This window comes from Nocardia sp. IFM 10818 (assembly GCF_054655275.1).
The window spans coordinates 5,424,672-5,438,736 of record NZ_BAAHJH010000001.1; the positions used below are offsets into that span (position 1 = coordinate 5,424,672).

The following is a 14,065-nucleotide window of genomic DNA, read 5'->3' on the forward strand; positions in this document are numbered from 1 at the left end:
CGCCTGAATTCCGGCGGGCCGCTGACTAGTTCGTGCTACTTCTTGCTGTTCAGATCGCGACGCGCGGCGACCTTGGACGACAGGCCGTGGATCTGCACGAAGCCCTTGGCCAGCGACTGGTCGAAGGTGTCGCCCTCGTCGTAGGTGGCGAGGTTGAAGTCGTAGAGCGATTCGTCGGAGCGGCGGCCGTTGACGACCACATTGCCGCCGTGCAGCACCATGCGGACATCACCGGAGACGTGCTGCTGGGTCTCGGCCACGAAGGCATCGAGGGCCCGCTTCAGCGGCGAGAACCACAGGCCGTCGTACACCAGTTCGCCCCAGCGCTGCTCGACCTGCCGCTTGTAGCGGCCCAGTTCGCGTTCGATGGTGACGGCTTCCATCTCCTGGTGGGCGGCGATGAGGGCGATGGCGCCGGGCGCCTCGTAGATCTCACGGCTCTTGATGCCGACCAGCCGGTCCTCGACCATGTCGAGACGGCCCACGCCCTGGCGACCGGCCCGCTTGTTCATCTCGGTAATGGCCTCGAGCATGGTCACCGGGCGGCCGTCGATGGCCACCGGCACACCCTTGTCGAAGGTGACGATGAGCTCGTCGGGGGCCTCGAAGTTGACGGTCGGATCGACGGTGTAGTCGTAGACGTCCTTGGTCGGGGCGTTCCACAGATCCTCGAGGAAGCCGGTCTCGACGGCGCGGCCCCACAGGTTCTGGTCGATGGAGAACGGCGACTTCTTGGAGACATTGATGGGCAGGTTGTTCTGCCCGGCGAACTCGATGGCCTTCTCGCGGGTCCAGGCGTAGTCGCGGACCGGCGCGATGACCTTCAGATCGGGCGCGAGGGCGCCGATGCCGACCTCGAAGCGGACCTGGTCGTTGCCCTTGCCGGTGCAGCCGTGCGAGACGGTGTCGGCGCCGTGGTATTCGGCGGCCTCGACCAGGTGCTTGACGATCAGCGGCCGGGAGATGGCCGACACCAGCGGGTAGCGGCCCATGTACAGCGCGTTCGACTGAATGGTCGGCAGGCAGTACTCGTTGGCGAATTCGTCGCGGGCGTCCACGACGATGGACTCGACCGCGCCGCAATCGAGCGCGCGCTGGCGGACGTCGTTCATGTCCTCGCCGCCCTGGCCCAGATCGATGGCGACCGCGACGACCTCCGCGCCGGTCTCCTTACCGATCCAGCTGATCGCAACAGAGGTGTCCAGCCCGCCGGAGTAGGCGAGTACGACGCGCTTGGTCATAGTCCGTGTGCTCCTCGATTAGTACGTACAGGTCTGCGTTACCCGCCTCGGCGGGACTCCGCGGCCGCTCCGGTGCGCCGCTCGCGTCCCGCACCCTCGTCCTGCAAATGATTATGCATGATGATGCAATCCCATTCATAACCGGGGGGTGCCCACGCCGGGCGCGCGCACTGTTCGCGCACGTCACACGGTGTATGCGGTCAGCGTGTATAGCGGTGTTTGACGCCGACCGGGAAGTAGGCGGGATCGCCGGCCGGGCGCAGGTCGATGTGCGGGAACTGGCGATCGGCGGGGACGTAGTTGGCGTATTCGCTGTTGAGCCGGAGCAGTTGGGTGCGGATGGATTCGGCGACGGCCTGGGCGCGCGCCTCGGTCGCGGATTCGCCCGGCGCGAGTTCGACGGTGATCTCCAGACGGTGGTCGAGATCGCTGCCCTCGACGACGGTGAGCACGAACTTGCCGGTCACCCAGGCACTGACCGGATGCTGCTCCAGGCCGATGGCCACGTTCTCCGGATAGACGTTCGCGCCGAAGATGGAGACGGTGTGGAAGGTGCGGCCGAAGACGTAGACGAAGGGCAGGTGCGGGCGGGAATCGCTGGGCAGGGTGTGCCCGCGCTCGTGGCAGAACTCCAGCATGCGATCGTGCGGGATGAGCCCGCCGTGGTCGGCGATGTGGTAACGGATGAGCGGCACGCCGCCGTCGGAGGTGAACAGCAGTGTGCCGTCCACGGTTTCGAAGAAGCGGTCGGCCGGATCGTATTGCAGCAGGGTGGGCAGCCGGGGCTCGCCGAACAGGTCGCGGGCGGCCGCCGGATCATCGGCGAGCAGGCGGCGGATGCGAATGCTCAGCGGCGTCTCGTTGGCGAGCACGCCCCCGTCGGCCGTGCCGTAGAGCGAGGCCACATCGCGCAGCGGATCCAGCCCCGCGCGGGCGGCCAGCAGCGTGCGCCACTGTTCGCTGAACACCTCGCCCGCCGCCACCAGTTTCACCGCGTAGCGACCCCATTCGACGCCCTCGCGTATCCCGGTGTCGATCACGTCCTTGAGGAACGGCGGATACCCCAGCAGCACCACCTGATCGAAGTGGCGGCCGAGTTCGGGTACGACCCGCAGGATTTCGGCCTTGTTGTTGCCGGGGGCGATGACGGTCATCGGCAGTTCCTCGGCCAGCCGGCGCAGGCACGAAACCGTGTACAAGCCGCCGACCCAGGTGCCGAGCGGAAAACAGACCACCGCCAGGGTGCGCCGCAGCCGGGCGCCGAAAGCATCCACCAAGACCTGTTCGAAGCGGCGGGTGGAGGCGCTCTCATCGGCCGCCGTGCGCGGCCAGAAGGTCGGCGTACCAGTCGATCCCGAGGACACCGCGATCATGTCGCAGTGCGGCAGCTCGCCCCCGCGGCAGCGTTCTGGCAGCGAGTACTGCTGGTGATAGTTGGCCTTGGTGGTCAGCGGCAGCCGCCGGAACGCGGCGATATCATCGACCGCTTCCGGATCGATGCCCTTGTCGGCCAGGAACAGGCGATAGGCGGGCACGGTCTCGGCGGTCCGCCGGAACAATTCCAGAACAGACTTGTGGGTATCCGATTCCATCGCGACCTCGGCCTTCCCGCCCCGAAAACACTGCCTGCCCCGGACAATACTCCCCGCTAGGCCAGGGCCGGAACGACCTCGGTCGCAATGCGTTCGAAGACGGCGGGGTCGTTGTCGAAAACGGTGCCGGGTTCGGGCCAGTGCACCACCAGTTCGGTAATGCCCAGGTCCTCGTAGCGCCCGGCGATATCGGCGAAGGCATCGACGGAGGCCAGCGGGTTCTCCGGGGTGAAACCGGAGACATAGACGCGCTCGATGGTGTCGAGATCCCGGTCGATCGCGTCGCACGCCTCGGTGAGCGCGTCCAGCTGGCCGTCGATCAGCGGCATGACGGCTGCCGCATCATCGCCGCTCCGCCGAACGGGCAGGTCACCGTTCTCCTGAACTTATGCGACCTTGTTCAAGGTGCCGTCAGGTTCCTGCTTCACAGAGGCTGCTTGCCCGTCAGCGGTGCTGCCGCTGGCGGGTAGGGGCGGAGAACTCTCCACAGGCTGACACCGAGGAACTCCCGGCGAGTTCAACTGATCCAGATTCATCGCCGCGTTGACGTCGCGGTGATGAGTGGCACCGCAGGACTCGCAAATCCACTCCCGGACAGACAATGTCATGCGCTGCTTGGTTTTCGCGCGACATGCACTGCAGATCTTGGAGCTGGCGAACCAGCGATCAGCAACCACCAACTGCCGCCCGGTCAAGCCGGTCTTATACTCGAGCTGACGACGGAACTCGTAGAATCCCGCCTCTAGCACGGATTTCGCGAGATGACGATTACGCACCATCCCACGCACGTTCAAATCCTCGATAGCGATCGAGTCATAGGTCTCCACCAGCCAGGTCGTGAGCTTGTGCAGCCAATCACCGCGCGTGTCAGCAATTTTCGCGTGAGTATTCACGATCCGACGATGCGCCTTGGCCCTGTTCTTCGAACCCTTTCGCTTGCGGCTCAACGCTCGGTTAGCGCGCTTCAACTTGCGCTCTGCCTTGCGCAGCGCCCGTGGCGTCTCAAATTGCACACCGTCCTGTGTTGCAAATTCCCGGACCCCGACATCGACACCGACTGTTCGCCCGGTCGGAGGCAGCGTCTCGGGTGCGATAGTGTCGATCGTCAGTGCGGCGAACCACTGCCCGGCGCGACGAGAAATTGTCACGGCCTGGATGATGCCGTCGAAGCGCGGCAGCTCCGACATCGTTATCCAGCCGAGGTTAGGGACGCGAAGCCGGTTCTCGCTGACTTCGAAATTCCCGGATGACAGCTTGAACGCGTCATGGACCCCCTTCTTCTTGAACTTCGGGTACTTTGCGCGGCCACTGAAGAAGTTGCCGAACGCGCGCCCGAGGTTGATCAGCGCTTCCTGAGGCGCACACTTGGTGGACTCCAGCATCCACGGAAACTGTTCGCGCTTCAGCGCATTCAACACGCGGCGGGCCTCCAACTGATTGGGAGCACTCTCCCGTTCGCCGATCTTGAACTGCTCATACTCGGCTTGCCACCAATCCAGACCCCAGTTCCAGGCGAAGCGCGCGCACCCGGCCGCACGGGCCAGACCACTGGCCTGCTTGTTGTTCGGCTCAAGCCGAACCTTATGGCTACGCAGCATGTCGCAGAGTCTCCCTCCGAAGGCAGCGTCGACTCACTGTCGGCCTTCATCTAAGGACCTGGTGCGGTCACGAAGGTGAACTGTAGCCGCCTCTTTCGCAGATATGTTCGATCCAGCGCACGCCGGCCCGAACTCTCCCAGTAGGCCCAATTCATCGGCGCGCCGTCACCCGCCAACACCAGCAGCTTCGAGATCATCCGGGCGGGGTCCGCAGATCGATTCCCGCGTCCCGCAATCCGGGCGCGGCGGGCTCGGTCACCTCGGCCGCCTCGATCACCCGCTGAAACCAGCTCGGCCCGGCCGCCACCAGCACCGTGGGCTCCGCCAGCACGGTCACCGCCGGATCCCGCAGCGCCGCCACGGCGTTCGCGATATCCAGCTCGCGCAGATACACCCGGTCCGCCGGGTCTCCCACCACCACATCGTCCACGACGTTCCCGAGCAGCGCACCCACCGCGGGGTCGGCGACGCGGGCCACCACCCGGCACGCGCGACCGCGCGCGGCTTGCCGGACGAGGTCGACGTCCCCGGCCGCGACCGGCCCGATCTCGACAATGCTCGCCCCCTGCACCGGCAGCACCCGCACCGCGTCGCGCGCGACCGAGACCGGCACGGCGGCGCCGAATCGGCCCACCCAGTCCGGCGGCACCTCGGGATGATCGAACACACGCCGGATCGCGGCGCCGCCGCCAGGCAATCCGATGAGCACGGACAGGAATCGCAACGCCCCCGTCTGTGCCCGCCGCTCCCCTACGACAGCATTCGCGACCGGCCGCAACGGATGGTAGGTCCAATCAGGCACACCCCCATCGTCACACGTCCACCCGCGCCGACCACCCGTAATCTCCCGCACACGCCGCGCGGGATTTCCGGACAGATCACCCGGATCCCCCGGTTCCCGGCGCGTCCCCACCACCCCTGTGTCACCCTGATCATGTCCCCAGGTTCCAACCGAAGGGTCCCGTCATGCTTTCGACTCTCGCCCAACAGGTTTCATCCACGCTCGCCAGCGATGTCGGCACCATCGGCCGCGATATCCTGGCCATCGGCCAAGCCGCCGTCCAGTTGGCCCAGGACCTCATTTCGGTCACCACCCCCGACCATGTGCCCGGCGGCGCCGGCGCCGGTCCCAACCCGGGCGCCGGCGCCCCACCCGCGCAATATCCGTTGAACTGAGCGATCTCGAACAGAGCCAGTCCGCCCGGCGGCCGGGTCTAATCCGGCCGCGGGTATCCCAGCTGCGCGTCTCGTTCGCGCAGCACCTTCAGCTCGGCCCGGGACAGCGTGTGCAGCACCAATTCCGGCTCCCGCCCGGCCTCGATCAGCCGCCGCCCGTCCGGATGCCACACCCCGCTGCCCCCGCACGACTCCCACCCGGGCCCCGAGCCCGCGTGATTCGCCGCCACCGCGTACATCCGGTGATCCATGGCCCGCGCCCCGAGATGCAGGTCGATTCGCCGCACCTCGGCCATCGTGTACAGGCTCGACGCGAGATAGACGTGCGCGCCCGCGGCCGCCGCTTCCTGCGCGTGCCCCGGCACCCCCGCGTCGTAACAGATCGCGAGCGCCACCCGCCATCCGCCGAGCGCCACCAGCCCCACCTCGTCACCGGGCTCGAAGCACCGATTCTCCGCCCCGTGCAGATATCGCTTGCCGTACACCGTGATTCGCCCGCCGGGATGAAACACCAGCGAGGCGAGCAGCTTCTTCCCCTCGGCGGTCCGCACCGCCGCCCCCACCACGGTCGTGATCGGCGTCTCCCGCAACGGATCCAGCCGCGGATCCTCGAAGGTCACCCACAGCGAGGGATCATCGAGTTGCGTCAGCTCGTAGCCGACCAGTGAAAGCTCCGGAAACACAACGATTTCCGCCCCATCGGCGGCCGCCTTCGCGGCCCATTCCAGCGCTGCCCGGACATTCCGGCCGATATCGCCGAGGACCGAACTCGTCTGCGCCGCCGCAACCGTCAAAGTCTGCACGGCTACAACGTATTCCACTCAGGCGAGTTGTTCGATCTTCGCCGCCAGTTCGGCGCCGGTGAGCGGTTCGCGGGCGATGACGGCGATGGTGTCGTCCCCGGCGATGGTGCCGACGATTTCCGGCAGCGCGGCGCGATCGAGGGCGCTGGCCAGGAAGTGGGCGGCGCCCGGCGGGGTGCGCAGCACCGCGATATTGCCGCTCGAGTCGGTGGAGACCAACAGGTCCCCCAGCAGTTTCGAGAGGCGTTCGGTGCCGCCGGTGACGCCGCGGACGGGGCTGCCGTCCTCGGGCACCACGTAGACGCCCGCGCCGCCGTCGGCGGCGCGCAGCTTGACCGCGCCGAGTTCGTCGAGGTCACGCGACAGCGTGGCCTGGGTGGTCTCGATGCCCTCGGCGGACAGGAGCGCGGCCAGCTCGGACTGGCTGCGGACCTCGTGCTGGGACAGGATGGCCACGATGCGGGCCTGGCGGCCGGCGCGGGTGCGGGCAATGGCCGCACCCTTGCCGGTCGCCTGGCTACGTCGCTCGATGGTCATCGCGGGCCGCTTTCGAATTTCTCCAGCAGCCAGACGAGTAGCGCCTTCTGGGCGTGCAGGCGGTTCTCGGCCTCGTCCCAGACCGCGCTGTGCGGGCCGTCGATGACCTCGTCGGTGATCTCCTCGCCGCGGTGGGCCGGAAGGCAGTGCAGCACGGTCACATCCGGTGCGGCGCCGGCCAGCAGGGCGGTATTGATCTGGAAGCGGCGGAAGGGGGCGACGCGGTCGCGGCCGTCGTCCTCCTGGCCCATGGAGGTCCAGGTATCGGTGACCAGGGCGTCGGCGCCGTCCGCCGCGGCGATCGGGTCATTGGTGACGGTAATGGTCGCGCCGGTCTCGGCGGCGCGTTTCTGGGCCAGGTCCACGATCCACGGCAGCGGCTCGAAACCCTCGGGGGCGGCGATGGTCACGTTCAGGCCCGCGGTCACACCGCCCAGCAGCAGCGAGTGCGACATATTGTTGGCGCCGTCGCCGAGGAAGGCGAGCTTGCGGCCGGTGAGGTCGCCCTTGCGTTCCTTCAGCGTCTGCAGATCGGCCAGGACCTGGCAGGGGTGGAATTCGTTGGACAGCGCATTGACCACCGGAACCGTTGCGGCGCCCGCCATTTCGTCGAGCCGATCCTGGCCGAAGGTGCGCCAGACGATCATGTCGACATAGCGGGACAGCACGCGGCCGGTGTCGGCGAGGGTCTCCTCCCGGCCCAGCTGGGTGTCGCGGCCGTCCACCACGACGGCGTGGCCGCCGAGCTGGGCGATGCCCATCTCGAAGGAGAAGCGGGTGCGGGTGGAGTTCTTCTCGAACATGACCGCCACGCCGCGCGGGCCCGCGAGGGGCTTGCGGGCGAGCGGGTCCGCCTTGAGTTCCGCTGCCAGAGCGAGGACTTCGGCCTGCTCGGCGGGCGAGAGGTCGTCGTCGCGCAGGAAATGCCGGATCGTCGAATGATGCAGCGTCACTTGGTGTCCTTCTCCGCTGTGGCCTGCGCGGCATCCAGGATGCCGGGCAGGTCGGACAGGAAATTGTCGGCCTGGGTTTCGGTGAGCACCAGGGGCGGCGCCAGCCGGATCACAGTGGGCTTGGCGGGATTCAGGAGATATCCGGCCGCGCGGGCGGCCTCGTCGACCTGAGCCGAGAGGTCCCGGGTCAGCTGGATGCCGATGAGCAGGCCCGCGCCGCGCACGTGGTCGATGAGCGGGTGCCCGAGATCCTCGATACCGTCGACGAGAATCTTGCCGACCGACTCGACATGGGCGAGCAGGCCCTCCTCGTCGATGGTGCGCAGCACGGCCAGCGCCGCTGCGGCACAGACGGGATTGCCGCCGAAGGTGGTGCCGTGCAGACCGGGCTGCAGCAGCTCGGCCGCCGTGCCCTGGGCGAGCACCGCACCGATGGGCAGACCGCCGCCGAGCCCCTTGGCCAGGGTGATCACATCCGGCACGATGCCCGCCGCCTGATGCGCGAAGAACGCGCCGGTCCGGCCGATACCGGTCTGCACCTCGTCCAGGATCAGCAGTGCGCCATGCTCTTTGGTGATGGCGCGCGCCTTGGCCAGGTAATCGGCCGGCGGCACGACCACACCGCTCTCGCCCATGATCGGCTCCAGGAACACCGCCGCGGTGTCATCGTCCACGGCCGCCGCGAGCGCGTCCGCATCGCCGTAGGGCACGTGCACCACACCGGCCGGCATGGGTGCGAACGGTTCCCGCTTGGACGGCTGGCCGGTCAGAGCCAGTGCGCCCATGGTGCGTCCGTGGAACGCCTCCTCACAGGCGACGATCTTGTGCTTGCCGGTCAGCCGCGCCATCTTGAACGCGGCCTCATTGGCCTCGGTGCCGGAATTGCAGAAGAACGCCTTGCCGTGCCCGTCGCCGAAGTGCGCGAGCAATCGCTCGGCCAGTTCGATGACCGGTTCGCTGGCATACAGATTCGACACGTGCCCGAGCGTCCCCAGCTGCTGGGTGACCGCCTCCAGGATGGCCGGATGCGCATGGCCGAGGCTGTTGACCGCGATACCGCCCAGGAAGTCCAGGTAGCGCTTGCCGTCCGCGTCGTAGACGACCGCGCCCGCGCCGCGCACCAGCGCCACCTTCGGGGTGCCGTAGTTGTTCATCAGCGCGGCGGACCACCGCTGCTGGATGTCGGCTGTACTCATGAGGTCTCCTGAACGGGGGTCACCATCGTGCCGATGCCTTCCCCGGTGAACAGTTCCAGCAGCACCGAATGCGGCACCCGGCCGTCGATCACGTGCGCGGTCGGGACGCCGCCCGCCACCGCGCGCAGGCAGGCTTCCATCTTGGGCACCATGCCCGCATCGAGGCGGGGCAGCAACTTGGCGAGTTCATCGGTGTCGATGCGCGAGGTCAGCGAGGAGCGGTCGGGCCAATCGGTGTACAGGCCCTCGACATCGGTGAGGATGACCAGCTTCTCCGCGCCGATGGCCTCGGCCAGCGCGGCCGCGGCGGTATCGGCATTGATGTTGTGCACCACGCCGGCGGCATCGGGCGCGATGGTGGACACCACCGGAATCCGCCCGGCGGCGATGAGATCGTGCACCGCATCGGGATTCACCGAGGTGACGTCGCCGACCAGACCGATATCGGTGGCCTCGCCGTCCACGGTGACCGTGCGCCGGGTGGCGGTGAACAGGTGCGCGTCCTCACCGGAGATGCCGACCGCGTACGGGCCGTGGGCATTGATGAGCCCGACCAGCTCCCGGCCCACCTGGCCGAAGAGCACCATGCGCACAATGTCCATCACCTCGGGCGTGGTGACCCGGAAGCCGCCGCGGAATTCGCCTTGCAGGCCCAGCCTTTTCAGCATGGCGCTGATCTGCGGCCCGCCGCCGTGCACCACCACCGGATGCACGCCGACGGTGCGCAGGAACGCCATATCGGCGGCGAAGGCCCGCTTGAGTTCCTCGTCGATCATGGCGTTGCCGCCGTACTTCACGACGACGATCTTGTCGCGGAACTTCTGCAGCCAGGGCAGCGCGTCGGCGAGGACGTGCGCCTTGTCCAGGGCCGATAGCCCGTCGATCGGCGTGCTCATGAGCTGTAGGCCGAATTCTCTTCGACGTACCCGTGCGAGAGGTCCGTGGTGCGAATGGTGGCCTCGCCGTCACCCAGATCGAAATCCACGAGCACGTGAATGTCGGGGCCCGACAGATCCACCTGCCGCGCGCCGGGCGCGCCGGTGCCGTTGACGCACACCGGATTTCCATTGAACGACACCGAGATGCGGTCCGGGTCGAAGTAGATCGGAGCGATGCCGACCGCGGCCAGCACCCGGCCCCAATTCGGATCGGAGCCGAAGAACGCGGTCTTGACCAGGCTGTCGCGGGCGATGACACGCGCGCCGACGAGCGCGTCCTCCTCGCTGATCGCACCGGTCACGGTGATGTGCACCCGCTTGGTGACGCCTTCCGCATCGGCCATGAGCTGCTCGGCCAGATCGTCGCAGACCGCCATGACCGCGGCGTTCAGCTCGTCTTGGCTGGGTGCGACGCCGCTGGCGCCATTGGCCAGCAGCAGCACGGTGTCGTTGGTGGAGCAGGAGCCATCCACATCGAGGCGGTCGAAGGTCATGCGGGTGGCATTGCGCAGGGCCGCATCCAGCTGCTCCGGCGTGGCCACCACATCGGTGGTCAGCACCACGAGCATGGTCGCCAGCGACGGCGCGAGCATGCCCGCCCCCTTTGCCATGCCGCCCACATTCCACTTGTCTTTGTGATGGAACGCGGCTTCCTTCGGCACGGTGTCGGTGGTCATGATCGCCCGGGCTGCCTCCGCACCGCCGGACAGTCCGCCACCCATCTCGTGCACGATCTCGGTAACGGCCGGGATCAGCTTGTCCATGGGCAACCGGTCTCCGATGAGACCGGTTGAGCAGACCGCGATCTCACCCGCACCGGTCTCGGTCCCCCAGTTGCTCAACGCCTTCGCGAGCTCCTCAGCGGTCGCGTGCGTGTCCTGGAATCCACCCGGACCGGTGCAGGCATTCGCCCCACCGGAATTGAGGATTACCGCCCGCAGCCGCCCGCCCTTCAGCACTTGCTGTGACCATTGCACCGGCGCGGCCTTCACCCGGTTGCGGGTGAACACGCCCGCCGCCGCGTAGTCCGGCCCCTCGTTCAGAACCAGTGCCAGATCCGGCTTCCCGCTGGCCTTGATCCCGGCCGCAATGCCCGCGGCGCGGAAACCCAGCGGCGCGGTGACGCCCTGGGTCCGGACCAGCTTGCCGTCGTTGATTGAAGTCACGGAGCCACTCCTACGGTGGAAAGTCCTGCGGTCTCGTCGAATCCGACGGCCAGGTTCATGGATTGCACCGCGGCGCCCGCGGTGCCCTTGGTCAGGTTGTCGATGGCGCCGATCACCACCAGCAGGCCGGCCTCGGCGTCCACCGCCACCTGCAGGGTGACGGCATTGGATCCGAGCACCGCACCGGTCTGCGGCAGTACGCCTTCCGGCAGCAGGTGCACGAACGGCTCATCGGCATAGGCTTTTTCGTAGACCGCGCGGGCCTGGGCGGCGTCCACGCGAGCCGGGGCGGTGCAGGTGGCCAGAATGCCGCGCGGCAACGGGGCCAGCACCGGGGTGAAGGATACGGCGACGTCGGTTCCGCCCGCGGCCTTCAGGTTCTGGGTGATCTCCGGCGTGTGCCGGTGCGCGCCCGCGATGTTGTAGGCCCGCAGCGAGCCCATCACCTCGGAGCCGAGCAAACCCACATCGAGCTTGCGCCCGGCCCCCGAGGTGCCGCTCACGGCGACCACGTTCACGGTCGGCTCGATGATTCCGGCCGCGACCGCCGGGGCCAGCGCCAGGCTCGCCACGGTCGGATAGCAGCCCGGCACCGCGATCCGGGTGGCGCCGCGCAGCCGCTCGCGACCTCCCGGCAGTTCGGGCAGACCGTACGGCCAGCTGCCCGCGTGCGGGCTGCCGTAGTACTTCTCCCACGCCGCCGCATCGGTGAGCCGGAAATCCGCACCGCAGTCGATAATGACGGTCGATTCCGGCAATGCCTTGGCAATCGCGGCGGACTGCCCGTGCGGCAGTCCCAGGAAGACGACGTCGTGCCCGGAGAGGACCTCCGGCGTGGTGGCCTGCAGTACCCGGTCCGCCAGCGGCAGCAGATGCGGCTGCAGCTCCCCCAGCGTGCTTCCGGCATTCGACCCGGCGGTCAGCGCCCCGATCTCGAGGCGCCCGGCTCGGTACGCTGGATGTCCGAGTAGCAGTCGCAGGACTTCGCCGCCCGCGTACCCGCTCGCACCAGCCACCGCGACCCGCATCGTGGGTCCACCCGAGGTATCCGCCATGTGATGATTATGCACGACTGTGCAAGCTCATTCACCATCGGGTGGAGTTCGGGCGTCAAGTGCGGTTTTCCGGCACACTCGATAGAGCCATGCACGACGACGACACCGAACCCATCCCGGCCGTCCGCCGCCACCGCGGCAACCACCGAGCATCCGATGCGCCCGCCACCACCCCGGAGGGCCGCGGCACCCCCTCGGACACGGCCACCGCGGGGACCCGCCATGCCCGTCGTCGCGCCCGCGGCGGCAGGCACGCCGGCCCGGTCTCGCACCGGCGGCGATCGGAATCACATCGCCTGCGACGCATCGGACAGGCCATCTCCGCCGTGGCGGCGGTCACCATCATCGGCGTCTCCGGCGTGGCCTGGTACGGCGAGAACAGCCTCGAGGACGGCTTCATCCGATCCGCCGGCGGCATCGCCGAGGAAGACCGCAGCCTCGACGGCGATATCAATATCCTGCTCATCGGCCTGGACACCCGAAAAGACCTCAACGGCAACGACTTGCCGAAGGACATCCTCGACCAGCTGCACGCCGGCGACGGCTCCGAGGGCGGCTACAACGCCAATTCCCTCATCCTCGTGCACATTCCGAAGGATATGAAGAAGATCGTCGCCTTCTCCATCCCGCGCGACGACTACGTGCCGGTGACCGGCATCCCCGGCTACACCAACGTCAAGATAAAAGAGGCGTACGGCCTGGCCAAGTATTACGCCGAGCAGAAGCTCGAGGCGCAGGGCGTCACCGACAAGGTGCAGCTGGAACGCGAAGGGCGCGAAGCGGGCCGAGCTTCCATCGTGCGAACGGTGAAGGCGCTCACCGGCGTTCCCATCAACCGCTTCGCCGAGGTCTCGCTGGTCGGCTTCTACCATCTCGCCGAGGCCCTCGGCGGCGTGGACGTCTGCCTCAACAATGCCGTCGACGACAGCTACTACTCCGGCGCGGTCTTCCCCGCCGGCCGCCAGCATCTCGACGCCGCCAATGCCCTGGCCTTCGTCCGCCAGCGGCACGGCCTGCCCAATGGCGACCTCGACCGCACCCACCGCCAGCAGGCCTTCCTCACCTCGGTCGCCAATTCCCTCAAACAGGCCGGAACCTTCACCAATGTCGGCAAACTCCAGGACCTCATGGACGTGGCGCACCGCGACATCGTGCTCTCCGACGGCTGGAGCCTCACCGATTTCCTCATCACCCTCGGCCGCGCCGACTCCCCCCAGGTGGAGTTCCGCACCCTCCCGGTCCTGCGCTACGACATGATCAACGGCCAGGATGTGAACATCATCGATCCGGTCGCCATCCGCAAGGAGGTCCGCGCCGCCTTCGGCATCGAGGATCCGGCACCGCCGACAACCCCCGTCACCACGCCCGTCTCCACCCTCGACGTGGTCAATGCCAGCGGCACCTCCGGCCTGGCCGCCCAGATCTCGAAATCCCTGACCGCCAAGGGCTTCCCCGCCGGCACCGTCAGCACCGCCACCTACTCCGACGGCACCGCCACCGCCATCTACTACGGCGCGGGCGCCGACACCGACGCCGAGCAACTCTCCGACATGCTCGGCGGGATCACCGCCACGGCCTCGTCGGAAGTCACTCCCGGCCACGTGAAACTGGTCCTGGGCACCGATTTCGAACTTCCCGACGCCCTGGACCCCACCTCCGGTGCGACCACCGCGACGACGTCACCCCGCACTCCGGCCACCACCACGACCTCCGACGCCCCCGACGCCGGAAAGCCGGTCACCACGACCATCGGCGGCGGCATCCCCTGCGTGAACTGAACCGATTCGGCTGTCGCCTCGTCACCTGTCGC

General features: G+C 67.8%; 14 protein-coding genes. 2 read left to right on the plus strand and 12 right to left on the minus strand.

Annotation, left to right across the window (positions count from 1 at the left end):
- Nucleotides 1–35: 35 nt before the first annotated feature.
- From ACYQ5L_RS25180 to ACYQ5L_RS25200, 5 genes are all read right to left on the minus strand, one after another.
- A complete protein-coding gene (locus tag ACYQ5L_RS25180; RefSeq protein WP_379201876.1) occupies nucleotides 36–1,241 on the minus strand; it encodes an argininosuccinate synthase in 1,206 nt (401 codons plus the stop codon).
- Nucleotides 1,242–1,441: 200 nt separating this feature from the next.
- Nucleotides 1,442–2,833 (minus strand): phenylacetate--CoA ligase family protein, encoded by a 1,392-nt coding sequence (locus ACYQ5L_RS25185; protein ID WP_459960761.1) that lies wholly within the window; start codon nucleotides 2,831–2,833, stop codon nucleotides 1,442–1,444.
- A 56-nt stretch (nucleotides 2,834–2,889) separates the two neighbouring features.
- Nucleotides 2,890–3,162, minus strand: a complete 273-nt coding sequence (locus tag ACYQ5L_RS25190) for a hypothetical protein (RefSeq protein WP_459960762.1) — start codon at nucleotides 3,160–3,162, stop codon at nucleotides 2,890–2,892.
- Nucleotides 3,163–3,219: 57 nt separating this feature from the next.
- Nucleotides 3,220–4,431 carry an RNA-guided endonuclease InsQ/TnpB family protein gene (locus ACYQ5L_RS25195; protein WP_459960763.1) on the minus strand — a complete coding sequence of 404 codons (1,212 nt, stop codon included), beginning with the start codon at nucleotides 4,429–4,431 and terminating at the stop codon, nucleotides 3,220–3,222.
- A gap of 193 nt (nucleotides 4,432–4,624) precedes the next feature.
- Nucleotides 4,625–5,233 (minus strand): hypothetical protein, encoded by a 609-nt coding sequence (locus tag ACYQ5L_RS25200; protein WP_459960764.1) that lies wholly within the window; start codon nucleotides 5,231–5,233, stop codon nucleotides 4,625–4,627.
- Between the two features lie 164 nt (nucleotides 5,234–5,397).
- On the opposite strand from ACYQ5L_RS25200, the gene ACYQ5L_RS25205 reads away from it, so the two are divergent.
- Nucleotides 5,398–5,607 carry a hypothetical protein gene (locus ACYQ5L_RS25205; protein ID WP_459960765.1) on the plus strand — a complete coding sequence of 70 codons (210 nt, stop codon included), beginning with the start codon at nucleotides 5,398–5,400 and terminating at the stop codon, nucleotides 5,605–5,607.
- A 38-nt stretch (nucleotides 5,608–5,645) separates the two neighbouring features.
- Here ACYQ5L_RS25205 and ACYQ5L_RS25210 read toward each other — a convergent pair whose 3' ends face one another.
- From ACYQ5L_RS25210 to argC, 7 genes are read right to left on the minus strand one after another with little or no spacing between them, the layout of a single operon-like run.
- The gene (locus ACYQ5L_RS25210; RefSeq protein WP_459960766.1) at nucleotides 5,646–6,410 is read right to left on the minus strand and encodes a carbon-nitrogen hydrolase family protein; all 765 of its coding nucleotides are present in this window, start codon (nucleotides 6,408–6,410) and stop codon (nucleotides 5,646–5,648) included.
- 18 nt (nucleotides 6,411–6,428) lie between these two features.
- On the minus strand, nucleotides 6,429–6,947 hold the full coding sequence (locus ACYQ5L_RS25215) for an arginine repressor (RefSeq protein ID WP_459960767.1): 519 nt from the start codon (nucleotides 6,945–6,947) through the stop codon (nucleotides 6,429–6,431).
- The gene (gene argF / locus ACYQ5L_RS25220) at nucleotides 6,944–7,900 is read right to left on the minus strand and encodes an ornithine carbamoyltransferase (protein WP_459960768.1); all 957 of its coding nucleotides are present in this window, start codon (nucleotides 7,898–7,900) and stop codon (nucleotides 6,944–6,946) included. Before argF ends, ACYQ5L_RS25215 begins: the two co-directional genes overlap by 4 nt.
- A complete protein-coding gene (locus ACYQ5L_RS25225; protein WP_459960769.1) occupies nucleotides 7,897–9,096 on the minus strand; it encodes an acetylornithine transaminase in 1,200 nt (399 codons plus the stop codon). The genes argF and ACYQ5L_RS25225 overlap by 4 nt, the downstream gene beginning before the upstream one ends.
- On the minus strand, nucleotides 9,093–9,992 hold the full coding sequence (gene argB / locus ACYQ5L_RS25230) for an acetylglutamate kinase (RefSeq protein WP_459960770.1): 900 nt from the start codon (nucleotides 9,990–9,992) through the stop codon (nucleotides 9,093–9,095). Before argB ends, ACYQ5L_RS25225 begins: the two co-directional genes overlap by 4 nt.
- On the minus strand, nucleotides 9,989–11,200 hold the full coding sequence (gene argJ, locus ACYQ5L_RS25235) for a bifunctional glutamate N-acetyltransferase/amino-acid acetyltransferase ArgJ (RefSeq protein WP_459960771.1): 1,212 nt from the start codon (nucleotides 11,198–11,200) through the stop codon (nucleotides 9,989–9,991). Before argJ ends, argB begins: the two co-directional genes overlap by 4 nt.
- Nucleotides 11,197–12,255, minus strand: coding sequence for an N-acetyl-gamma-glutamyl-phosphate reductase (gene argC / locus ACYQ5L_RS25240; protein WP_459960772.1), 1,059 nt, complete (start codon nucleotides 12,253–12,255; stop codon nucleotides 11,197–11,199). The genes argJ and argC overlap by 4 nt, the downstream gene beginning before the upstream one ends.
- Before the next feature lie 89 nt (nucleotides 12,256–12,344).
- Here argC and ACYQ5L_RS25245 point away from each other — a divergent pair, with 89 nt between their 5' ends.
- Entirely contained in the window at nucleotides 12,345–14,033 is a 1,689-nt protein-coding gene (locus tag ACYQ5L_RS25245; protein WP_459960773.1) for an LCP family protein, read from the plus strand.
- Nucleotides 14,034–14,065 lie beyond the last annotated feature (32 nt).